Source organism: Kineococcus sp. NPDC059986, assembly GCF_040702905.1.
Lineage (GTDB): Bacteria > Actinomycetota > Actinomycetes > Actinomycetales > Kineococcaceae > Kineococcus.
In genome coordinates, this window is the sequence record NZ_JBFBND010000033.1 from 25,123 (window position 1) to 46,718 (window position 21,596).

Below are 21,596 nucleotides of genomic sequence, written 5' to 3' on the forward strand. Positions count from 1 at the left end.
TCTGGTCGTCGGCCGCGCGGCGGTGGCTCACCGTACGAGGTCCGTCATGGTCCACCAAGGAGCGGCAGGACCACCCGCGTGGCGGGAACTCAGGTTAACCGCCGGAGGACCTCGTGCTCGCCCAGGTCACCCCGGACACCCGCTCACCCCCGAGCACCCACCCGAGCCCGCGCCGCCAGCAGGACGGACGTCGCCGACTCCAACGCCCGCAGCGCCCCGTCCAGTTCCGCCCGGCCCGGCACCACCCGCGCGAAGCACGCCCGCTCCACCACGACCAGCGCCGCCGCCACCTCCGGCGACCCGACGGGTGCCGTGGCAGGTGTCGTGGCGGGGGACGTGGCCAGCCGCTCCCGCCAGTCCAACAACCCCTCCGAGACCCCACGCCCCCACGGCGGCGGCACCGCCTCCTCGAAGCGCGTCAGCGCCAGCAGCACCGCCGCCACCGCCGGATCCGCCCGGCGCGCCGCCGGCGCACCCACCCGGTCCGGTCCGGCCGACCGCCCGCGCCGCGCCCGCCGCACCAGCAGCACCGCCACCACCAGCAGGACCGACAGGCCCACCGCCAGCAGCGTCCGCGCCCGCGCGTCCGCCAGCACCCGGTCCACCGTGCGCTGCACCTGCGACCACAGCCGGTGCCACCACCCGCCCGATCCGCCGGCCCCGTCCAGCAGGGGCACACCGGCCGTCGGGTCCGACTCCACCCACCCCGTCCCCGGGACCCACACCTCCACCCACGCGTGCGCGTTCGAGGCCCGCACGAGCCGGCCGCCCCCCGACGCCGGATCGCCGCCCGCGAAACCCGTCACCACCCGCGCCGGGTACCCCGCCGCGCGCAGCAGCACGACCTCGGCGCTGGCGAAGTGCTCGCAGAAGCCGACGTGGCTGTCGAAGAGGAACGCGTCGACCGCGTCCTGCCCCCGGGCCGGCAACGGCGCGTCCAGGGAGTACCGCGACGTCGAGCGCAGGTGCTCCGAGACGGCCCGCGCGGCCGCCACCGGGTCACCCCCGCCCCCCAGCCGCCGCCCCAGGTCGACCACGCGCTGCGGCACCGACCGCGGCAGCTGCGTCCACCGCGCCGGGTCCGTCAGCCCCGCGGCCCCGGCCACCGGCAGCACCTGCTCCTCGACGGACGGCACGACGCGCGACGTCACCTCGTACGGGGTCGGGGCGTCCTGCAGCACCAGCCCGGACCCCGCGTCGTACGCCCGCGCCGACGTCCGCACCGCCACCGGCGACCCCGCGCTCACCACCGCCGCGTAGGAGTCCAGGGGCACGACCTCGTCCACGCGCTGGGTGTCCGAGGCCCCCACCTCGGGGACCGCCGTGTACCCCGCACCCGCCACCGAGGTCCACGTCACCGGGTTCCCCGACGACGACCACGACCGTCCGTCGTACACGTCGAGCACCGCGGCCCGCCACAACTGCGGCGAGTCCGCCGGTACCCGCAGCAGCTCCGTGCGCGGCAGCTCACCGCGCGACCACAGGTCCATCGACCCGCCCGCGTACGCCTCCGCCGACCGCGCGGCCGCCTCCTGCTCGGAGGAGTCCCCGCCCGCACCGCCCCGCGGCGACTGCGGCGTCGGCAGCAGCAGGAACAGCACCAACGCCACCGTCGTGGCCACCGCCCCCGCGGCCCCCGCCCGCCGCAGCAGCGACCCGTCCACCGGACGGTGCGGCACCGAGCACGCCAACCCCGCCAGCACCGCCACCCACACCAGCGCGATCGGCCCCACCAGGGCGTTCGAGGGGGCCGTCCCGGCGGCCGCGACCGTCACCAGCACGCACATCCCCAGCGCCGCCCGCAGGTGCCGCGAGGAGCGCACGACGGCGAACTGGCGCACCGCCAACGCCAGCGCCAGCACCGGGGCCACCGCCGGAGCCCCGCCCCCCGCAGCCGCCTGCGGCAACGCCACGGCGCTCGCGAGCGCACCGCAGACGCCGAGGACCTCGTCCAGGACGGCGTGCCGCCGGCGGACGAGCAGGGACAGGGCGACGACCACGCCGACCCCGGCCAGCCCGACGGCGGGCAGGGTGCCCACGACGGTCAGGGCGAGGGCCGCGGCGACGACGGCGACGGCGGTGCAGCGCAGGGCGGCCGCGGTCGGGGCGTGGGTGCCGAGCAGGTCGGGGTGCGGGGCCGGCTCGAGGGAGGCCGGGAGGGGGGCGCTCACCGGGTCCGCCAGCCGTGCGCGCCGGCCACGACGACCTCGCCGTCGCGCCCGGCGGCGGCCTGCGCGGCCTCGAGGCGACGCGGGGCCGGCTGGGCGACGGCCAACGCGTCGAGGACCCGCAGACCCTCGTGGACGGTGCCGTCGGCGTCGAGGAGACCGCTGCGGCGCCCGGCGGACAGGTCGGCCAGGAGCAGCGCGGTCGCCTGCTGCAGGACGGCCTCGAACTCGGCGGCGGTGACCTCCGCGGGTTCGGGCAGCGCGACGACCCGGATCCCCACGGGTGGGGTCTCGCGTTCGACGACGACGAGCGCGGGACCGGTCGGACCGCCGCCGCGGCGGGCCGAGGCGCGCCAGTGCACGGCCGCGGGGGAGTCACCGCGGCGGAAGGGCCGCACCCCCGCGAGGTCCTCCGCGCCGGCCCGCGGGCCGGGCACCGGCAGCGCCGGGACCGCGCCGGGCGCCGGGTGGACGTGCACCGGGGCCGGCGCGAGGCTCTGCCGTCGTTGCACGACCAGGCCCAGGGCGTCGGCCCACTCCAGGACGACGTCGACGCCGTCAGCCGCACCGCGGACGACGGCGGTCCGGCGGATCCGCAGCTCGACCGCCTCGCCGGGGGCGACGGCCGGGACCCCGAAGTGCCCGGGCGAGAAGGGGTTGTCAGCCAGGTGCAGCACCAGGGCCGGCGAGGTGCGCGTCCCGCCGTTGTGCACGACGACGACGTGCTCCACGACGTCCCCGACGGCGGCGCGGGCCGGCCGGCGGACGACGACGACCAGTCCGCTCACCGACGGCGCCGTGAGCGCGGCCAGACCGAGCGCGGCCAGCAGGAGGCAGGCCACGAGGGCCAGCCAGCGGTTGCCCACGCCGAAGGCGAGCAGCAGCAGCGCCGGGCCGGCCAGCACGAGGCCCACCCGGCGCCAGCGCGCGGACTCGGGCGCGACGGCGCGGGCGCCCCCGGCCGGCGAGGTGGGCGGAGGGGTGGGCGGGGTCACCGGCGCAGGTCCACGGGGACGTGCTCCAGGACACCGGCCGCCAGCCGCTCCTGGGTCAGGGTGCGGGCGGCCCCGCCGTCGTCGGCGAGGAGGGTGTGCCCGTCGCCGGGGACGAGGCGGTGGGCCAGGACCGGCACGACGAGCGCCTGGACGTCCTCGGGCAGGACGTGGTCGCGCCCGGCCAGCAGCGCGCGGCCCTGAGCGCAGCGCACGAGCGTCAACGCCGCACGGGTGCCCGCCCCGAGGCGGATGCGGGAGTCGGTGCGCGTCGCCCGGCACAGCCGGACCGCGAGGTCGAGCGTCGCGTCCGCCACGTGGACGGCGGCGGTGGCCTCCTGCAGGTGCAGGAGGTCGGCGAGGTCCAGGACCGGGGTGAGCCGCTCGGGACGGTTGCCGGCCAGTTGCTCGCGCACCACCTGCCGTTCCACCTCCTCCGTCACCGGCCCGAGCACGAGGCGCACGGCGAACCGGTCGAGCTGCCCCTCCGGCAGCGGGTACGTGCCGTGCTGCTCGACGGGGTTCTGCGTGGCGAGCAGGACGAACGGGTCCGGCAGCCGGTGCCGGACGCCGTCGACCGTCACGCAGCGCTCCTCCATGGCCTCCATGAAGGCCGACTGGGTCCGCGGGGACGTGCGGTTCAGCTCGTCGACGAGGACCACGGGGGCGAAGACCGGTCCGGGCACGAAGCGGAAGCCGCCCGTGGCCGGGTCCCAGACCCCCGAGCCCGTGACGTCCGCCGGCAGGAGGTCCGCCGTCGCCTGCACGCGGCCGCACGCTGCGCCCACGCTCGCCGCGAACGCCGTCGCCAGGGTCGTCTTGCCGTTGCCCGGGACGTCCTCGACGAGGACGTGCCCCCGCGCGAGCACCGCCGTGACGAGCAGCTCGACGGCCGCGCGGCGACCGCGGACCACGCGCTCGACCCCGTCGACCAGGGCTCGCGCCAGCACCGCCGGTTCCAGCCGGGGCTGCGGTTCGACGAAGGCGTGGCTCACCCCTGGTGGATCGGCACCGCGTCCCACCGACCCCACCCGTCGTCGCCCGACCGGCGCAGTGGCGAGGGGGACCCTCCTGCCGTGCTACGGTTTTCCTCGTTCGCACAGGGCCCCAGGGCCGGTGTGGAACCACTCGTCCGGGTGGCGGAATAGGCAGACGCGCTAGCTTGAGGTGCTAGTCCACGTATAGTGGGTGGGGGTTCAAGTCCCCCCTCGGACACTCGTTGAGACAGCGACGGGCAAGCCCCTGACCAGCAGAGATGCAGGTCGGGGGCTTCTTCGTTCCCGGGGTGCGCACAGTCGCGTCCACACCGCGTACACGCCACGGACCGCAGCGGTCCTGCCGTGACCTCCGCCGTCGACGGTGGACTGCGAGGTCTGCAGCGGTCCCGGGGCGCCGTCCTCCGCGGCTGTGCAGGGACTGACACACCGCGCGGAGGCTCGGGAGTTCCAGGCACCCTCGGCCAGGGCGGGCGCAGACCGTCAGGTCGGGGCTCCGCCCTTCCCAGGGCCTTGGGCGAGGTCGACCGGCCTGCAGCGCAACGGGACGAGCCCGGTGCCGACGAGTCGTCCTCGTCGGCCTCGGGCTCGGTGCACGTTCCGTCCGCCCTCAGGCGGCGACGAACTCCCAGTGCCACGGCTCGAACGGACCGGGGGACCCCTGCGCCCAGGCGGGGTTCACGAACCCGAAGAGCGCCGCGTTCCGGTCCATCCACTGGTGCTGCACCGAGCCCGCGTCCTGCACCCCGCCGCCGAGGTCGACGGCGAGGCCGAGGCCGTGCCGGGAGGTCCCGGGGACGGCGGCCAGCCCGGGCTTGCGGGCCTTGACGTCGATCTGCTCCCCGAGCGAGCGGTAGGCGTCGGTGACGGCCAGCGGCGTCCCGAAGTCCGCCTGGAAGGCCTGGGACAGCGCTTCGAAGGCGTGGGCGGCGTCGGCACGCAGCACCTTGTCCGGGGCCGCGTAGAGCGGGCACAGGGCGTCGAGCGGCAGCTGGCCGTTGGGGAAGCCGGTGAGCACGCCACCGGCGCACGTCTGGGTGCTCGACAGGAAGGCGCGGGCGCGGTCGACGACGGCCGCGTCGGGGGCGAGGGGGTCCAGGCCGGCGGCCGTGCGCTGGGCCGCCGAGTAGGCGACGAGCTGCTGCTGCACGGCGGCGTCGGCGGCGGCCTTGGCGGCCAGGGCCTGGTCGGCGCTCGTCCGGGCCGCGTCCACGGCGGCCGCGGCCTTGGCGGCGGCGGCCTCCTGGCGGGAGCGGGCCTGCTCGGCCGTCTCCACGACCTCCGCGTACTGGCCGCCGACGCGGTCGATGGTCGCCAGCGTCGAGCTGACGTCCCCCGTGCGTCGCGGGTCGAGCAGCACCGCCACCCCCGACAGGTCGTTGAGCCCGGACGTCCCGCGGTAGGCCTGGGAGGCCCAGCCGCCCATCTCCTGCCGGCTCTGCGCCAGGACGGCGTCGGCCGCGGCCAGCTCGCTCTTCGCGGCGTCCGCGGCGACCTGCGCGTCCTGCTGGGCCTGCAGCGCCTGCTGGTAGGCCTCCAGGGAGGACGCGGCCTGCGCCGCGAGGGCGGTCAGCTGGTCCTTGGCGGGCGGGACGGTGGCGGCACCGGCCTGCGGCGCGGCGAGCGCCAGGAGCAGCGCGGCGGTGGCCAGGGACCGGGTGGTGCGTCGGCGGGAAGGGGACGTCAGCGAGCGGCGCACGGGGGTGAGGGTGTCCTTCGTCGGCATCGAGTTCGCGGTGGAGGCTAGTTGACGATGCGACCACAACGGAAACCGGCGACCGCCGGCCTGTGGACGACGGGGCCGGCCGCGACGGTGCGGAGGGCGTGTCCGATGGTGTGTCGGAGGGCCCGCCTACGGTGGCGGGCGTGACAGTCTCCCGGGTCTGGACCGGCCCCGTCCTCGACGTCGCCCTGGCCGTGGCGGCGGCCCTGGCGGCCGCGCTGCTCGCCCTGGACAGGGCCTCGCTGTGGACGCCGTCGGACACCGTCGTGGTCACCCTCGTCGTCCTCACCGCGGTCATGGCCGTGGTGCCCGCCGTCGTCAAGGCCGTCACGACGGTCCGCGGCCGGCGCACGGTGGCGCTCCGCGAGCTCTACGACGACCTGCTCTCCGGCGCGCTGTGGGCCGTCGTGGACGCGACGGGAGCGGACCCGCGCGACCTCGCCCTGGCGGGGTACCGGCTCGTCCGGCCCTGGGGTCGGGCAGTCCGGCTGGCCCGCGTGCACCGCGTGCGCGCCCGGCGGCGGCCGGTCGCCTCCGGCGTCCGCTGGGCGCCTGGCAAGGGGGTGCTGGGCGAGTGCGTCGCGACGGGTGGCGTCGTCGCGCGGGACGTCACGGCCCTCGACGCGGCGGGGGAGCGGCAGGGGCTGACCCCGGAGGAGTTCCGTCGGGTGAGCGGCAAGTACGCGGTCGTCGTCGCGGTCCCGCTGGTCGACGACTCCGGCCCGAGCTCCGCGGTCACGGGCTGCCTCGTCCTCGACGGTCCCCGCGGCTGGCTCGACCGGCTCTCCTCCCCCGAGGTCCTGGGTGTGCTCGAGGCGACAGCCCGTGCGCTGCAACGCCTCACGGGTCAGTCCCCGCCCGCGTCCGGTCTGGCCGCCCCCGACGGGGCGCGCCGCCTGCGGACGGCCCTGGAGCAGCAGGAGAGCCCGGCCGGCCACCTCGCCGCCGTGGGGGAGAGGGTGGCCCCGTGAAGCCGCTCGTCGCCCCCGGTCCGGAGCTGACGCCAGCCCAGCGGGACCGCTGGTCGCGCCACCTGCTGCTGCCCGAGATCGGCGAACTGGGCCAGCGCCGGCTGCTCGCCGCGCGCGTCCTGGTCGTCGGCGCCGGGGGCCTGGGCTCGCCGGCGCTGCTGTACCTCGCGGCGGCGGGGGTGGGCACCATCGGCGTCGTCGACGACGACGTCGTGGAGGAGTCGAACCTGCAACGCCAGGTCCTGCACGGGACGGCCGACGTGGGCCGCCGCAAGGTCGACAGCGCCGCGGACGCGGTCGCGCGGCTCGACCCGTCGATCACGGTCGTCCGGCACGCCGAGCGCCTGACCGCCGCCACGGCCGCGGAGGTCGTCGCCGGCTACGACCTCGTCCTCGACGGCTCCGACACTTTCGAGACGCGGTACCTCGTCAACGACACGCTCGTCGCTGCCGGTCGACCGTGGGTCTGGGGGGCCGTCCTGCGCTTCGACGGCCACGTGAGCGTCTTCGACCCCGAGGGCGCCACGTACCGCGACCTCTTCCCGACGCCACCCCCGCCGGGCAGCGTCCCGAGCTGCGGTGAGGCGGGGGTCCTGGGCGGGGTGTGCGCGGCCGTCGCCTCCGTCATGGTGACCGAGGCGGTGAAGCTCATCACCGGTGCGGGTCGTTCCCTGGCCGGGCGGGTGCTCGTGCACGACGCGCTCGCGATGACGTGGCGGGAGCTCCCCCTGCGGCCCGATCCCCGGCGGGCCGCGCCCGGGAGCGACCTGCTGCCCACGGTGTCCGCGGACGACCTCGTCCGGGAGCTCGCGGACGGTGGCCGGACGGTCGTGGACGTGCGCGAACCGGACGAGCACGCCGCCGGCGCGGTGCCCGGGGCGGTGCTCCTCCCGCTGGCGGACGTGCTCGCGGACCCGGGGCGGGTGCCGGCCGGCCCCGTGGTGCTGCACTGCGCCCGGGGCGGCCGATCCGCCGAGGCCCTGCGGGCGGTGCTGGCCGCCGGGCGCACCGACGTGGTCCACCTCGAGGGCGGGTTCGCGGCGTGGTGCGCCGCGGGCGGTCCCGTCGTGTGAGCGCGGGGCTGTGACCTCACAGCCCCACGTGTGCCGCGGGGTTGCCGGGGAAGGGCCGGTCCTCCCGCACGCAGGCCGCGAGCGCTGCCGCTGACCGGTGGCCCGTCTGCCGGGCGATGGACACCCCCGGCACGCCGGCGCGGGTGGCCGCCGTGACGAAGCCGGCGCGCAGGCTGTGGCCGGAGAACAGGCTCGGGTCCAGGCCGGCGTCCAGGGTGCGGCGCTTCACCACCTCGGCGACCCCGCGGTCGCCGAGCCGTTCGGGACGCAGCGACCGTCCGCCCTTCGTCATGCGGCGGAAGGCAGGACCCTCGGTGAGGTGGGCGACCTCGGCCCACTTCCGCCAGGACCGCACCGGGCACGTCTCCAGCCGGTGCCCCCGCGGCAGGTCCACGACGCGTTCGTCCCGCGATCCCGCGGCACGGACGGTGACGAGCAGACGCTCGGGTTCGGTGACGACGTCGGTCACGTCGAGGGCGCTGAGCTCCGAGCGCCGTAGCGCCCCGGCGAACCCCAGGACGAGCAGGGCCCGGTCCCGGTGGTCCATCACCGTGTCCTCCAACGGCGCCACGAGGTCGACGAGCCCGCGGGTCTCGAGCGCGTCGACGCGGCGGCGGGGACGCCCCGGGCCGTGAACGCGGCGGAGTCCGCGCCAGACGAGGCTCACGTGGTCGGTGTCCGTGGGGGAGGGGACACCCACGAGCCCGTGCGCCACGGCGATCGCGGCCAGCCGGCGCTGCAGCGTCGCGACGGACAGGCTCTCGACGTGGGCGACGAGGTAGTCGGCCACGGTCTCGGGGGCGGCCGGGAGGGCGTCGAGCTCCTCCAGTGCGCACCACTCGCCGAAGTGCGTGAGGTCCACGGCGTAGGCACGCCACGTCGACGGCGCCCGCAACCCGCGCCGCACGGGATCCAGGGAGGCGAACCAGACCAGGAGCGGGTCGACGTCCAGGACCGGCGGCGGGGCGAGCGGGGGCAGGAGCGCCGCTGCGATCTCGTCCGGCACCTCGGTCGCCCGGTGGGTGGTCACCTCGTGATCATAGCAATGGAAGTTCAGTTACCAGAGCCAATTCCGGTGACTGATCGGCGACTTTCCCGGGGCATCCCACAGACAAGCCCTCGACGGCGGGGGCCGCTGTGCCCGAGTTATCCTGACCGCACTCCGGGGGACTCCGAGACGGACCCGCGGGGACCAGGCGGACCACCGCACTCCAGTGGTCGCCGTCGTGGCGTCGTCGCCGCCCGCACACCGGCGGGTGGGGGAGACGTCCGCTCGCGCGGGACGTCGTCCGCGGGCCCATCGGCCGCGGCGCTCCCGTGCGAGGCCTTCCTCCCACCCCGTGACCTGGAGCCCGTCGTGCCCGCCTTGCGTTCCCGTACCTCGACCCACGGCCGGAACATGGCCGGAGCGCGTGCCCTGTGGCGCGCGACCGGCATGACCGACGGCGACTTCGGCAAGCCGATCGTGGCGATCGCGAACTCGTACACGCAGTTCGTCCCCGGGCACGTGCACCTCAAGGACATGGGTGACCTCGTCGCCGGCGCCATCGCGGAGGCCGGTGGGGTGTCGAAGGAGTTCAACACGATCGCCGTCGACGACGGCATCGCGATGGGGCACTCGGGGATGCTGTACTCCCTGCCCAGCCGCGAGCTCATCGCCGACTCCGTCGAGTACATGGTGAACGCCCACCAGGCCGACGCGCTGGTCTGCATCTCCAACTGCGACAAGATCACCCCGGGCATGCTCATGGCCGCGCTGCGCCTGAACATCCCCGCCGTGTTCGTCTCCGGCGGCCCGATGGAGGCCGGGAAGGCCGTCGTCGTCGACGGCGTCGCCCATGCGCCGACGGACCTCATCACCGCCATCGCGGCCTCGGCCTCCGAACAGGTCGACGAGGCCGGTCTGGACGCCGTGGAGCGTTCGGCGTGCCCGACGTGCGGCTCCTGCTCGGGGATGTTCACGGCGAACTCGATGAACTGCCTCACCGAGGCTCTCGGCCTCTCGTTGCCCGGCAACGGGTCCACACTGGCGACGCACGCGGCCCGGCGGGACCTGTTCCTGCGGGCGGGGACCCTCGTCGTGGAACTGGCCAAGCAGTACTACGACGGCGACGACGAGTCCGTCCTGCCGCGCAGCATCGCGGGCAAGGCGGCGTTCTCGAACGCGATGGCGCTCGACGTCGCCATGGGTGGGTCGACGAACACCGTCCTGCACATCCTCGCCGCGGCCCAGGAGGCCGGTCTGGACTTCACGCTGGCCGACATCGACGCCGTCAGCCGCCGGGTCCCGTGCCTGTCGAAGGTGGCTCCGAACTCCGACTTCCACATGGAGGACGTCCACCGCGCGGGCGGCATCCCGGCCATCCTCGGGGAGCTGTGGCGCGCCGGGTTGCTCGACGAGGACGTCCGCACGATCCACAGCCCGGACCTCGCGTCCTGGTTGCAGGAGTGGGACGTCCGGGCCGAGTCCCCGTCGGCCGAGGCCGTGGAGCTGTTCCACGCCGCCCCCGGCGGGGTCCGCACGACGCAGGCGTTCTCGACGCAGAACCGGTGGAACTCCCTGGACACCGACGCCGCCGGTGGGTGCGTGCGCGACCTCGCCCACGCCTACACGGCCGACGGCGGCCTGGCCGTCCTGGAGGGCAACCTGGCGACGGAGGGCGCGGTCATCAAGACCGCCGGGATCGACCCCTCGCTGTTCCACTTCGAGGGCACGGCCCTCGTCTACGAGTCCCAGGAGGACGCCGTGACCGGCATCCTCTCGGGCGCCGTGAAGCCGGGCCACGTCGTCGTCATCCGCTACGAGGGTCCCGCCGGCGGTCCGGGGATGCAGGAGATGCTGCACCCGACGTCGTTCCTCAAGGGCCGCGGCCTGGGCAAGGTCTGCGCGCTCGTCACCGACGGCCGGTTCTCCGGCGGTTCCAGCGGCATCTCCATCGGGCACGTCTCACCGGAGGCGTGGGCGGGCGGCCTCATCGGTCTCGTCGAGGACGGCGACCCCATCGAGATCGACGTCGAGACCCGGGGTCTGCACCTGCGGGTGCCGGTCGCCGTCCTCGCCGAACGCCGCGCGAAGATGGAGTCCTCCGAGCGCCCCTGGGAACCGGTCGACCGCGACCGTCCGCTCACCGGGGCGTTGCGGGCCTACGCCGCGATGGCCACCTCGGCCTCCACGGGTGCGGTCCGGAAGGTCCCGGACCGCACCCACGGCTGACCACCAGGGGACGTGTCAGGCGGAGGCGACGACGGAGTCGCCGTCGACCTGCACCGCGATGGACTTCAGGGGCTCGGTCGCCGGGCCCTTGAGGACCTTCCCCGTCAGCAGCTCGAACTTCGAGCCGTGGCAGGGGCAGTCGAGCTCGGAGTCCTTGACCGCGACGGCGCAGCCCTGGTGCGTGCAGAGCCCGCTGAACGCGGCGACCTGACCGGCCTCGGGCTGCACGACGACGACCGCCGAGCCCTTCGCGTCCTCGACGACGACACCGGAGCCGACGGGGACGTCGGAGAGCTTGGTGAGGGCCGCACCGCCCGCCGCGCTGCTCGCCCCGCCCGCCGGGGCGGACGACGTCGAGGACGACGAGGAGGTGGTCGAGCTCGACGTGCCGGCGGCCGGGGTCACCGTGTCGCTGCCGCCGCAGGCCGCCAGGAGCGAGCCCACGCCGAGGGTGCCGCCCGTGGCGGCGAGGGCCCGCCGCGACAGGACGCTGTTCGTCAGGGGGTGGGGGGTGGTGCGGTCGTCGTCCACGATCGTCCTCCGTCGGTCGGTCGGTCGTCCGGGCGCCGAGCGGGCGCACGGGTCTTTCGACGGTGACACGAGACGGACGTTCGCGCGGTTCAGGACGCGCGCGGTCAGGAGGTCGACAGCTGCCGTACGGCTACCGTGCAGGGGTGGCGGCGATCGAGGGAGGGGACCCTCACCGGCTCGCGCACGTTCGGTGGCTCGGGGGTGGGTCGGGCGCGGCGAAGTCGACCGTCGCGCGGGAGCTCGCGCGACGCCACGGCGTGGACGTCCTCGACACCGACGCTTCGATGGGCGCGCACGCGGCGAGGCTGAGCCCGCGGCAGGCGCCGCTGCTGCACCGCTTCGTCGCGCAGTCGATGGACGAGCGCTGGGTGCGGCGCGACCCGCGGGAGATGCTGCAGACGTTCCACTGGTTCGCCGGCGAGGGGTTCGACCTGGTGGTCGACGACCTGCTGGCCCGGCCCGCCGACCGCATCGTCGTGGTGGAGGGGTTCCGGCTGCTGCCGCGGCTCGTCCTCCCGCTCCTGTCCCACCGCGAGCACGCGGTGTGGCTGCTGCCGACGCCGGAGTTCCGCCGCCGGGCCTTCTCGCGGCGGGGGTCCGACGGCGACATCGCCGGCCGGACGAACGACCCACCGCGGGCCCTGGCGAACCTGCTGGCCCGCGATGCGCTGTTCACGGCACGGCTGGCGGACGAGCTGGAGCACCGGGCCCCGTGGGCGGCCCTCGCCGTCGACGGCAGCCGGACCCTCGACGACCTCGTGGCGCAGGTGGCCGGCCGGTTCGGGCTCAGCCCTCCAGGGCCTTGAGGTACTGGTCGGCCCAGGCGCTGATGATGCGGGCCGCCCGACGGGCCTGACCGCGGGCGGTGAGGAGGTGGTCCGAACCCTCGAGCGAGACGAAGCTGCGCGGGTGCGGGGCGGCCTTGAAGATGGCGCTGGCGTTGTCGACGCTGACGGTGGAGTCGGTGGGGGAGTGCATGACGAGCAGCGGCACGGTGAGCCTGTGCACGTGCTGCTTGAGGTCGGCGTTGCGGACGTCCTCGATGAAGTCGCGCTTCAACGTGAGCGCGCGACCCCCGACGAGCCACTCGGCGTGACCGTCCGCCATGACGCGGTCGACGAGGGCGTCGTAGTTGTGCTCGACGTGCCGTGGTTCGCTCGGGGCGCCGACGCTCACGACGGCCTGCAGGTCCGGGACGCGGCCGGCGGCCGCGAGAACCGCTGCGCCGCCGAAGGAGTGCCCCACCAGCAGCGCTGCGGGAGTTCCCCGCTGCGCCATGAACTCCGCGGCCAGGACGGTGTCGTCGACCTTGTGCGTGAAGGACCCGTCGCCCCAGTCGCCCTCGGAACCGCCCAACCCGAGGTTGTCGAACCGGAGCATGCCGATGCCCTCCTCGGCCAGCCCCTTGCAGATCCGTGACGCGGCGGGGGAGTCCTTGCCGAGCGTGAAACCGTGCGCGAAGATGCCCCACCCGCGGACCGGTCCCGCCGGGACGTCGAGGAGGCCCGCCAGCCGGTGACCCGTCGAACTGCGGAACGACACCTCGTCAGCCATGGCGTCGACCCTAGTGGCCCCCCGCACAGCCGCTGCGCAGCGCTCACGCAGCCGGTCCGTCGGACCCCGCCGGCCGAGGGGCCGCCGGCGGTGGCGGACGCCCCGCGCGACAGGGCAGAGTTGGGCGCCCGCACGTCGAGGAGGACCTGTGCACCACCGCCGGAACCAGCCGCCGCCCGTCCCGGAGGACGTGCTCGCCGGACTCGACCCCCTGCGCCGGGAGACCTTCGAGCTGCGCCTGGCGCGGTGGTGGCCGGACCTCGCCGCCGGCCTCGCCGACGTCCACCCCTCCGACGTCGCGGCCGCGGTGGGCGAACGGTTGCTGCGCGCGGCGGCCACGGCCTACGCCGCCCGCGGCGACGCCCTGCACCGGCGGGACCAGGAGCGGACCCTGCGGCCGGACTGGTTCCAGGACCCGGCGCTCATCGGGTACGCCGCCTACACCGAGCGCTTCGGGGGGACCCTGGCCGGGGTGCGGGAACGCCTGGACCACCTCGAGGACCTGAGCGTCGGGTACCTGCACCTCATGCCCGTCCTGCGCCCGCGCGACGGCGACAGCGACGGCGGGTACGCCGTGGCCGACTACCGCGACGTGCGGGCGGACCTCGGGACGGTCGCGGACCTGGCCGACCTCGCGACCTCGTTGCACGAACGCGGCATCAGCCTGGTCCTCGACCTCGTCCTGAACCACGTGGCCCGGGAGCACGCCTGGGCGCGGGCGGCCCGGGCCGGCGACGAGCGCTACCGGCGCTACTTCCACGTCCACCCCGACCGCGCGGTGCCCGACGCCTACGAACGCACGCTGCCGGAGGTCTTCCCCGACTTCGCCCCGGGCAACTTCAGCTGGGACGACGAGCTCGACGCCTGGGTGTGGACGACGTTCAACTCCTTCCAGTGGGACGTCGACTGGTCGAACCCCGACGTGCTGCTGGAGTACGCCGAGATCGTCCTCTTCCTGGCCAACCTCGGGGTGGACGTGCTGCGCCTCGACGCGATCGCGTTCATCTGGAAACGGCTGGGGACGAACTGCCAGAACCAGCCCGAGGTCCACAGCCTGACGCAGGTCCTCCGGGCGGTCTGCCGGATCGCCTGTCCCGCAGTCCTCTTGAAGGCCGAGGCGATCGTCGCTCCCGACGACCTCGTGCACTACCTGGGCCGGGGACGGCACCACGGGCGGGTCAGCGACCTCGCGTACCACAACACCCTCATGGTGCAGGTCTGGTCGATGCTGGCCGCTCAGGACGTGACGCTGGCCACCCAGGCCCTGCGGGCCCTGCCACCGGTCCCGACCTCGACGGCGTGGATCGCCTACGTCCGCTGCCACGACGACATCGGCTGGGCGGTGTCCGACGCCGACGCCGCGGCGGTGGGGATCTCCGGTCCCGAGCACCGCCGGTTCCTGTCCGACTGGTACTCCGGGACCTTCCCCGGCTCCACCGCGCGCGGGCTGGTGTTCCAGGAGAACCCCGCCACGGGCGACCGACGGATCAGCGGGTCGGCCGCGGCCCTCGTGGGGTTGACGGCGGCCCGGCAGGGCTCGGACGACGCCGCCGTCGACGCCGCCGTCGACCGGCTGCTGCTGGCCCACACCCTCGTCATGGGCTGGGGCGGGATCCCCGTCGTCTGGATGGGCGACGAACTCGCCCTGGACGGCGACCCGGGGTGGGACGCCGTGCCCGAGCAGGCCGCCGACAACCGCTGGGTGCACCGTCCCTGGTTCGACGACGACGCCCTGCGCGACGCGGCGGACCCCTCGACGGTGCCCGGTCGCGTCCTGGCCGGGTTCCGCCACCTGGCCCGGGTGCGAGCCTCGCTGCCGCACCTGCACGCCGCGGTGCCCGCGGAGGTGCTCGACCTGTCCGACCCCGGGATCCTCGCCGTCCTGCACCGCCACCCGGAGGGCAACCTGCTGACCCTGTGCAACGTGACCGCGACCTGGCGGTCCTGGCCCGGGTTCCGCCTCGAAGGGCTCGGACTCACGCAGGCCCGCGACGCCCTCACGGACGGTCCGGTGCCGCGGGGTGAGGACGGGAACGTGTGGCTCGCCCCGTGGCAGGCGCTCTGGCTCGTGGCCCCCGACGCCTGAGGGCGGGTCCTCGCGCGCCACCACGGAACCCCTCCGAGCGCACGGGGAACGTCACCCGGACGGTCGCGTCCGCACGGGCGGTTCCGTCGTGCGGAACGTCAGGACACCCCTGCTGAGCGTCGATGGAGGACTGTTGCGCTCTCGTCCTCGTCCCCCGGGGACCGCAGCCGGTCCGGCGGAGCCGGACGAGGAGGACGGACGACATGGCGCGACTGCGGTGGACGATCGGCAAACGGCTCGCGGCGGGTTTCGCCCTCGCGGCCGTCCTGCTCACGGTGGTCGGCGGTGTCGCCTACCGCAGTTCGGGGCAGTTGTCGGCCAACGAGGCGGCCGTCAACCACACCTACGCCGTCCTCACCGCCATCGACGCCGTGACGGCTGACCTCAAGGACGCCGAGACCGGTCAGCGCGGTTTCGTCATCACCGGCGTCGACGACTACCTCGCTCCCTTCACCGCCGCGACGACCGGTGTGAACGGCCACCTCGACGCGGTCGCCCGGTTGACGGCCGACAACCCGGCCCAGCAGCAGCGCATCGCGCAACTGCGTCCGCTCGTGCAGCAGAAGATCGCCGAGATGCAGGACACCATCGACCTGCGCCGCGAAAAGGGTTTCGAGGCCGCGCAGGCCGTCGTCCTCACCAACAAGGGCAAGACCGTCATGGACCAGATCCGCGGTCTGACCGACCAGATGCGGTCCGAGGAGTCGTCCCTGCTCACCGTCCGCGGGGCCGCCTCCGCCCGCGCCCACACCATGATCGAACGCACCGTCATCGGTGGGACGGCGATCGGGCTCGTCATGTTCACCGTCATCGGACTGCTGGTGACGCGCAGCGTCCTGACGCCGCTGCGGGCGCTCAACACGCGGCTCGCCGACATCGCCGACGGCGACGGCGACCTCACCCTGCGGGTCCCCGAGGACCGTCGCGACGAGTTCGCGGACACCGCCTCGGCCTTCAACCGGTTCGTCGCCAAGGTCCAGGACACGGTGCGCGAGACCGCCCAGGCCGCGGACGACGTGACGCGGGCCAGCCAGGGCCTGCACGGCACGGCCGGCCGGATCGAGGCGTCCGCGGAGGCCGTGAGCGGGCAGGTCTCCTCGATGGCCGCCGCGGCGGGCCAGACGTCCGCGAACGTCCAGTCGGTCGCGGCCGGCGCCGAGGAGATGGGCGTCTCGATCGAGGAGATCTCGCTGAACACCAGCCAGGCGGCGGGTGTCGCGGCCGAGGCGGTCACCCTGGCCGACGCCACGACGCGCACCATCGAGGCGCTCGGGGAGTCCTCGCGGCGCATCTCGGACGTGGTGGGGACCATCACGGCCATCGCGGCGCAGACGAACCTGCTGGCCCTCAACGCGACCATCGAGGCCGCCCGCGCCGGCGACGCCGGCAAGGGTTTCGCCGTCGTCGCCTCCGAGGTCAAGGAGCTCGCCCAGGAGACCGCAACCGCGACGGGCGACATCACCGCCCGGGTCCACACGATCCAGCAGGACACGGGCCGGGCCGTCGACGCGATCGCCCAGATCAGCGAGATCATCTCCCGCATCAACGCGTTCCAGACGACGATCGCCGCGGCCGTCGAGGAGCAGTCGGCGACGACGCGGGAGATGTCCCGCAGCGTGACCGAGGCCGCCGACGGCTCGCAGCAGATCGCGACGGTCGTGCACGACGTGGCCACCGCGGTCGCCGAGACGAGCGCCGGGGTCCGCTCCACGCGTGAGGCGACGCAGGACCTCGCCGGGATGGCCGACCGGCTCAAGACGACGGTGGGACGCTTCCGGTACTGAGGGCGGTCAGCGTCGCCGCCATCGCGGCCGCGGCGGCGCGCAGCTCCTCGGGTTCGAGGACCTCGGCGGGCACCCCGAGCCGGGCGGTGTGGGCGAGGATCCAGTCGGGGTGCTCGGCCGCGATCGTCAGCACGCACCGGTCGGCGGGCGCGTCGGGGTCGGGGTCGACCCGGCCGACGGTGACGGGGACCCTGTCCCGGACCTCCGCGGCCGGGGCGTGCAGCCGGATCCTGGCCCGGACGCGGTAGGGCGCCTCGGTGACCGCGTGCCGCACCAGGGCGACGGGGTCGGGGTGCTCGCGGGGACGGCACCGCCACCCGGTGAGCTCGGGGCGGCGCACCCGGTCCAGCCGGAAGGTGCGCCAGTCGTCCCGGTCCACGTCGAAGGCGACCAGGTACCAGAGGCGCCCGGTGGTGACGAGCCGGAGGGGTTCGACGGTGCGGTCGGTCTCGGGACGTCCGGGACGGGTGTGCCGGAACCGCACGCGGACCCGGTCCCGGCACGCGCGGGCCAGCAGGACCAGCAGGTCCGCGTCGATCACGGCCCCCGGGGCGGTGAGGGTCTCGGTGGCCCCGTGGACGGCGGCAACGCGTTCACGCAGCCGCGGCGGCATCACCTGGTCCAGCCGGGCCAGCGCTCGTAGCGCCGCCTCACCCGCCCCGGCGATGCCGCCCCCCGCCACCAGGCGCAGGGCGACCGCGGTGGCGACGGCTTCCTCCTCGTCGAGCAGCAGCGGCGGCAACCGCGCCCCGGCGCCCAGCCGGTACCCGCCGCCGACCCCCGGCGTCGCCTGGACGGGGTACCCCAGCCGCCGCAGCCGCTCGACGTCGCGGCGCACCGACCGGTCCGTCACGCCCAGTTCGGTGGCCAGGTCGAGGGCCGTCCAGGCCGGCCGGCGTTGGAGGAGGGCGAGCAGGCGCAGGACGCGTTCGGTGCCGCTCTCGACGCTCACTCGACCAGCGTGGCACCGATCGCGGACGTCCACGGTCCGGGTTCCGCGGCAGGGTGCGGGACATGACGAGAGACATGCAGGTGACCTTCGACGCGGCCGATCCCCGGCGGTTGGGCGCGTTCTGGGCCGAGGTCCTCGGCTACGTGACGATGCCGCCGCCGGCTCCGCACGAGACGTGGGAGGCGGCCCTGGCCGCGTGGGGTGTGCCACGGGAGCGGCGGGACGACGCCTGGGCCCTCGTCGACCCCGAGGGGTCCGGGCCGCGGATCTACTTCCAGAAGGTGCCCGAGGGCAAGCAGGGGAAGAACCGGGTGCACCTCGACGTGCGGGCGGCCCCGGGTCTGCAGGGGGAGGAACGCACGGCCGCGCTGGCGGCGGAGGCCGACCGGTTGGTGGCCCTCGGGGCCGTCGTCCTCGAGCACCGCGCCCCCGAACCGCCGCTCGGGGCCGGCCACGTCGTGCTGGCCGACCCCGAGGGGAACGAGTTCTGCCTGGACTAGACCGGGCGGGAGGAGCAGGTCAGGCCAGCGGCGACGGGCCGAGCTCGTCGAGCAGCTCCTGCATCTTCTTGTAGGCCTTGTTGCGGTAGTCGATGAGCTCGGCGAGCTTCTCGGGCTCCAGCTCGAGGAACCCGGACCCCGTCTTCGTGCCGAACTTGCCCTGCTCCACGAGCGCGGTGAGGTTCGCCGGGGCCGACATGCGGTCCCCGAAGTGGCCCTCGAGGACCTTGAAGCCCTTGGCGTAGACGTCGAGGCCGGCCATGTCCGCGATGGCGAACGGGCCGAAGAACGGCAGCCGGAACCCGAACGTGGTGGAGACGATGGTGTCGACGTCGGCGGGGGTGGCGACACCCTCGTCGACGACCGACATGGCCTCCTTGAGCAGGACGTACTGGAGGCGGTTGAGGACGAAGCCGGGGACGTCCTTGACCTGGGCGCCACGACGGCCCGCGCGGTTCAGGAGGTCGTCGATGAGGGGCAGGACGGCCGGGTCGGTCGCCTCACCGGTCACGAGCTCGACGCCCGGGATGAACGGCGCCGGGTTGGAGAAGTGCACCGTGAGGAACAGGGACGCGTCCTCGAACGCCTCGGCCAGCACCTTGACGGGGATGGTGGAGGTGTTCGTTCCGATGATCGTGCCCGGCGTCACGGCCTTCTGGACGCGCGAGAGCACGTCCTTCTTGACCGTCGGGTCCTCGAAGACGGCCTCCTCGACGAAGTGGACGTCGGCGACGGCCTCCTCGATCGAGTCGGCGGGGTGGAACTTCTGCTTCAGCACCTCGGTGCTGCCCTGCGCGAACAGCCCCTGCGCCTCGAAGAGCTCGGACTCCTTGAGGAGCCGCTCGTAGTTGCGCTGCGTCGACTCCTTGTCGGCGTCCGCCAGCCACACGTCGTTGCCGGCCAGCGCCAGCGACTGGGCGATGCCGCCGCCCATGTAGCCGGTGCCGATCTGGGCGACCTTGGTGATCTTGTCGGTGCGGGGTGCTGTGGGCACGGTCTCTCCTAGGAGTGGTCGTCCGCTCGGTTGAGCGGGTGGGCCGCGATCTCCTCGATCACGGCCTTGAAGTTGGCGACGTCGTGGGCGAAGCGGCCGAGGAACAGGCCGTCGACCCCTTCCGCGACGTCGGTGAACATGCCCGGTCCGGCGCTGCCGCCGTAGAGGATGCGCGTCAGGCCGCGGCGGTGCGACAGGGCGTCGCGCAGGCGGGTCGTGACCCCCACGACGTGCTCGGGGGGTGCCGGTTCCGTCTGCCCGATCGCCCAGTTGGGCTCGTAGCCGATCGCGACCTCGGCCTCGGACGGGACGTCCTCGAGCGCGGCCAGGACCTGGCTGATGGTGGTGCGGGCGGCGTCGGGGACGTCGATGCGGACGTTCTCACCGATGCAGACGAGCGGGACCAGACCGTTGCGGGCGGCGGCGGCCGCCTTGCGCGCCGTGACGATGTCGTCCTCGGCGAACATCCGCCGCCGCTCCGCGTGGCCGATCTCGACGAACCGCGCCCCGGCCTCCCGCAGCGCGGCGGGGGACACCTCACCCGTGAGGGCACCGAAGTCCTCCCAGGACGCGTCCTGGGCGCCGATGGCGATCCCGGTGCCGCGCATCAGGTCCAGGCCCGTGGTCACGGTGAGGAAGTCGGGGATGACGAAGGCGTCGACCCCGGCCTCGGCGACCACCGGGCCGAGGGCCGCCACGTCAGCGAGGTAGCTCCGCGTCCGGGCCAGCGAGAAGTACATCTTCAGGCTGACCCCGACGAGCGGGCGGGGGCGGGTCGTCATGGTGCGATGGGCTCCGGTCTCGAGGCGTGGGTCTCAGCAGGACCCGACGCTACCCGCCTCGACCTCGGCACCGGTCTCGTACCCGGTGATCGCGTCGACCTTGGCCGCCGAGGCGCTGGAGGTGTCGAAGACGTAGCCGAGGAACTCCTTGGCCAGCCGTCGCGCCAGCTCCTTGCCGATGACGCGTTCCCCCAGGGTCAGGACCTGCCCGTCGTTCGACAGGACCAGGCGCTCGACCGAGAAGGAGTCGTGTGCGACCGAGGCGCGGATGCCGGGGACCTTGTTGGCCGCGATGGCCACCCCCATGCCCGTGCCGCAGACGAGGATGCCGCGGTCGGCTTCGCCGGCCGCGATCTTGCGGGCGGCGGCGACGGCCACGTGCGGGTAGGCGGTCTTGTCCGTGTCGGCGTTCACGCCGACGTCGATGACCTCCTTGACGCGGGGGTCCTTGAGCAGGTCGGCCTTGATGGCGTCCTTGTAGGAGACGCCGGCCTCGTCGGCGGCCACGACGACACGCCACTGCAGATCAGTCACGATCTTCCCTTCCTCAGAGCTTCTCGGCGACGGTGCGCGTCACCAGCGCGAGCGAGACGGCCCCGGCGTCGGGGTGCCCCAGCGAGCGTTCGGCCAGCGGCCGGGCACGTCCGATCTGGGGACGCAGCTGCTTCGTTGCCTCGGCGGCGTCGGTGGCCGCCTGCGACGCCGTGGTGAAGGCCGTCTTCAGGTCGTCACCGGCGGCGATGCGTTCCGCGAGGGTCTCCGCGAAGGGGACCTGGGAGTCGAGCATCGTCTTGTTGCCGACGCGGGCACCCGCCAGTCGCATCACGGCCTCCACCGACGCGGTGGCGCCTGCGGAGACCTGCTCCGGCGTCGGGGTGCCCTCATCGCCCAGCTTCTCGGCGAACGCGTGCAGCAGCACGCCCCAGATCACCCCGGAGGTGCCGCCGGCCCGGTCCGCCCAGGCGCCGCCGGCCGCCGACAACGTCGAGGCGGCCCCCGCCCCTGCGTCCGCGGCGGCCCGGGCCGCCTGCGCGGCCGCGACGGAGCCGTTGACCATGCCGGTGCCGTGGTCGCCGTCACCGGCGATGGCGTCGATGCGCCCCAGTTCCGCTTCCGCGTCCTTGAGGACGTCGCGCACGGCTTCGACGAGCCCGGCGATCTGCTGCCCGGCCTGCGCCGCTTCGGCGGGGGTGCCGCTGTAGTCGGCGACCTCGTCCTCGGGGACGACGTAGGTCGGCGCCGGGGTCGTCTCGATCGTGGCGCCGACGCTCAGCGCC

19 protein-coding genes and 1 tRNA gene are annotated in these 21,596 nt (G+C 74.7%); 8 read left to right on the forward strand and 12 right to left on the reverse strand.

Features of this window, described 5'->3' with window-relative positions; genetic code table 11:
- Nucleotides 1-143 precede the first annotated feature (143 nt).
- From AB0637_RS19905 to AB0637_RS19915, 3 genes are read right to left on the reverse strand one after another with little or no spacing between them, the layout of a single operon-like run.
- Complete coding sequence (locus AB0637_RS19905) at nt 144-2,171, reverse strand: transglutaminaseTgpA domain-containing protein (protein WP_366174428.1); 2,028 nt, start codon at nt 2,169-2,171, stop codon at nt 144-146.
- Nucleotides 2,168-3,163 (reverse strand): DUF58 domain-containing protein, encoded by a 996-nt coding sequence (locus AB0637_RS19910; protein WP_366174429.1) that lies wholly within the window; start codon nt 3,161-3,163, stop codon nt 2,168-2,170. The genes AB0637_RS19905 and AB0637_RS19910 overlap by 4 nt, the downstream gene beginning before the upstream one ends.
- A complete protein-coding gene (locus tag AB0637_RS19915) occupies nt 3,160-4,155 on the reverse strand; it encodes a MoxR family ATPase (protein WP_366174430.1) in 996 nt (331 codons plus the stop codon). The genes AB0637_RS19910 and AB0637_RS19915 overlap by 4 nt, the downstream gene beginning before the upstream one ends.
- 135 nt (nt 4,156-4,290) lie before the next feature.
- Here AB0637_RS19915 and AB0637_RS19920 point away from each other — a divergent pair.
- A tRNA-Leu gene (locus AB0637_RS19920) sits at nt 4,291-4,375 on the forward strand.
- A 390-nt stretch (nt 4,376-4,765) separates the two neighbouring features.
- Here the strand turns inward: AB0637_RS19920 and AB0637_RS19925 are convergent.
- Nucleotides 4,766-5,881 (reverse strand): M15 family metallopeptidase, encoded by a 1,116-nt coding sequence (locus tag AB0637_RS19925; protein WP_366174431.1) that lies wholly within the window; start codon nt 5,879-5,881, stop codon nt 4,766-4,768.
- A gap of 140 nt (nt 5,882-6,021) precedes the next feature.
- Between AB0637_RS19925 and AB0637_RS19930 the strand changes: the two genes are divergently transcribed.
- Complete coding sequence (locus AB0637_RS19930) at nt 6,022-6,849, forward strand: hypothetical protein (RefSeq protein WP_366174432.1); 828 nt, start codon at nt 6,022-6,024, stop codon at nt 6,847-6,849.
- Nucleotides 6,846-7,922: a ThiF family adenylyltransferase gene (locus tag AB0637_RS19935; RefSeq protein WP_366174433.1), complete on the forward strand. Its 1,077-nt coding sequence runs from the start codon at nt 6,846-6,848 to the stop codon at nt 7,920-7,922. Before AB0637_RS19930 ends, AB0637_RS19935 begins: the two co-directional genes overlap by 4 nt.
- 16 nt (nt 7,923-7,938) lie before the next feature.
- Here the strand turns inward: AB0637_RS19935 and AB0637_RS19940 are convergent, their stop codons facing one another.
- Nucleotides 7,939-8,952 carry a site-specific integrase gene (locus AB0637_RS19940; protein WP_366174434.1) on the reverse strand — a complete coding sequence of 338 codons (1,014 nt, stop codon included), beginning with the start codon at nt 8,950-8,952 and terminating at the stop codon, nt 7,939-7,941.
- 327 nt (nt 8,953-9,279) lie between these two features.
- Between AB0637_RS19940 and ilvD the strand changes: the two genes are divergently transcribed.
- Complete coding sequence (gene ilvD, locus AB0637_RS19945; RefSeq protein WP_366174435.1) at nt 9,280-11,136, forward strand: dihydroxy-acid dehydratase; 1,857 nt, start codon at nt 9,280-9,282, stop codon at nt 11,134-11,136.
- Between the two features lie 15 nt (nt 11,137-11,151).
- Here the strand turns inward: ilvD and AB0637_RS19950 are convergent, their stop codons facing one another.
- Nucleotides 11,152-11,667: a Rieske (2Fe-2S) protein gene (locus AB0637_RS19950; RefSeq protein WP_366174436.1), complete on the reverse strand. Its 516-nt coding sequence runs from the start codon at nt 11,665-11,667 to the stop codon at nt 11,152-11,154.
- 143 nt (nt 11,668-11,810) lie between these two features.
- Between AB0637_RS19950 and AB0637_RS19955 the strand changes: the two genes are divergently transcribed.
- Nucleotides 11,811-12,473: an AAA family ATPase gene (locus tag AB0637_RS19955; RefSeq protein ID WP_366174437.1), complete on the forward strand. Its 663-nt coding sequence runs from the start codon at nt 11,811-11,813 to the stop codon at nt 12,471-12,473.
- Here AB0637_RS19955 and AB0637_RS19960 read toward each other — a convergent pair.
- The gene (locus AB0637_RS19960; protein ID WP_366174438.1) at nt 12,454-13,221 is read right to left on the reverse strand and encodes an alpha/beta hydrolase; all 768 of its coding nucleotides are present in this window, start codon (nt 13,219-13,221) and stop codon (nt 12,454-12,456) included. The two genes, AB0637_RS19955 and AB0637_RS19960, sit on opposite strands and share 20 nt — an antisense overlap.
- A gap of 190 nt (nt 13,222-13,411) precedes the next feature.
- On the opposite strand from AB0637_RS19960, the gene AB0637_RS19965 reads away from it, so the two are divergent.
- Nucleotides 13,412-15,307, forward strand: coding sequence for an alpha-amylase family protein (locus tag AB0637_RS19965; protein ID WP_366174446.1), 1,896 nt, complete (start codon nt 13,412-13,414; stop codon nt 15,305-15,307).
- A gap of 203 nt (nt 15,308-15,510) precedes the next feature.
- Nucleotides 15,511-17,091, forward strand: a complete 1,581-nt coding sequence (locus AB0637_RS19970) for a CHASE3 domain-containing protein (RefSeq protein ID WP_366174439.1) — start codon at nt 15,511-15,513, stop codon at nt 17,089-17,091.
- On the opposite strand, the gene AB0637_RS19975 is transcribed toward AB0637_RS19970, so the two are convergent.
- On the reverse strand, nt 17,060-18,043 hold the full coding sequence (locus AB0637_RS19975) for a WYL domain-containing protein (protein ID WP_366174440.1): 984 nt from the start codon (nt 18,041-18,043) through the stop codon (nt 17,060-17,062). The two genes, AB0637_RS19970 and AB0637_RS19975, sit on opposite strands and share 32 nt — an antisense overlap.
- A 62-nt stretch (nt 18,044-18,105) precedes the next feature.
- On the opposite strand from AB0637_RS19975, the gene AB0637_RS19980 reads away from it, so the two are divergent.
- Nucleotides 18,106-18,543, forward strand: a complete 438-nt coding sequence (locus AB0637_RS19980) for a VOC family protein (protein WP_366174441.1) — start codon at nt 18,106-18,108, stop codon at nt 18,541-18,543.
- 19 nt (nt 18,544-18,562) lie between these two features.
- On the opposite strand, the gene AB0637_RS19985 is transcribed toward AB0637_RS19980, so the two are convergent.
- The 4 genes from AB0637_RS19985 to AB0637_RS20000 form a co-directional block, all read right to left on the reverse strand.
- Nucleotides 18,563-19,537: a 3-hydroxyacyl-CoA dehydrogenase family protein gene (locus tag AB0637_RS19985; protein WP_366174442.1), complete on the reverse strand. Its 975-nt coding sequence runs from the start codon at nt 19,535-19,537 to the stop codon at nt 18,563-18,565.
- A gap of 8 nt (nt 19,538-19,545) precedes the next feature.
- Complete coding sequence (locus AB0637_RS19990) at nt 19,546-20,319, reverse strand: triose-phosphate isomerase family protein (RefSeq protein ID WP_366174443.1); 774 nt, start codon at nt 20,317-20,319, stop codon at nt 19,546-19,548.
- Between the two features lie 33 nt (nt 20,320-20,352).
- On the reverse strand, nt 20,353-20,853 hold the full coding sequence (locus AB0637_RS19995; protein WP_366174444.1) for a ribose-5-phosphate isomerase: 501 nt from the start codon (nt 20,851-20,853) through the stop codon (nt 20,353-20,355).
- Between the two features lie 13 nt (nt 20,854-20,866).
- The coding region (locus AB0637_RS20000; RefSeq protein ID WP_366174445.1) for a DAK2 domain-containing protein at nt 20,867-21,596 on the reverse strand (730 nt) is incomplete at its 5' end.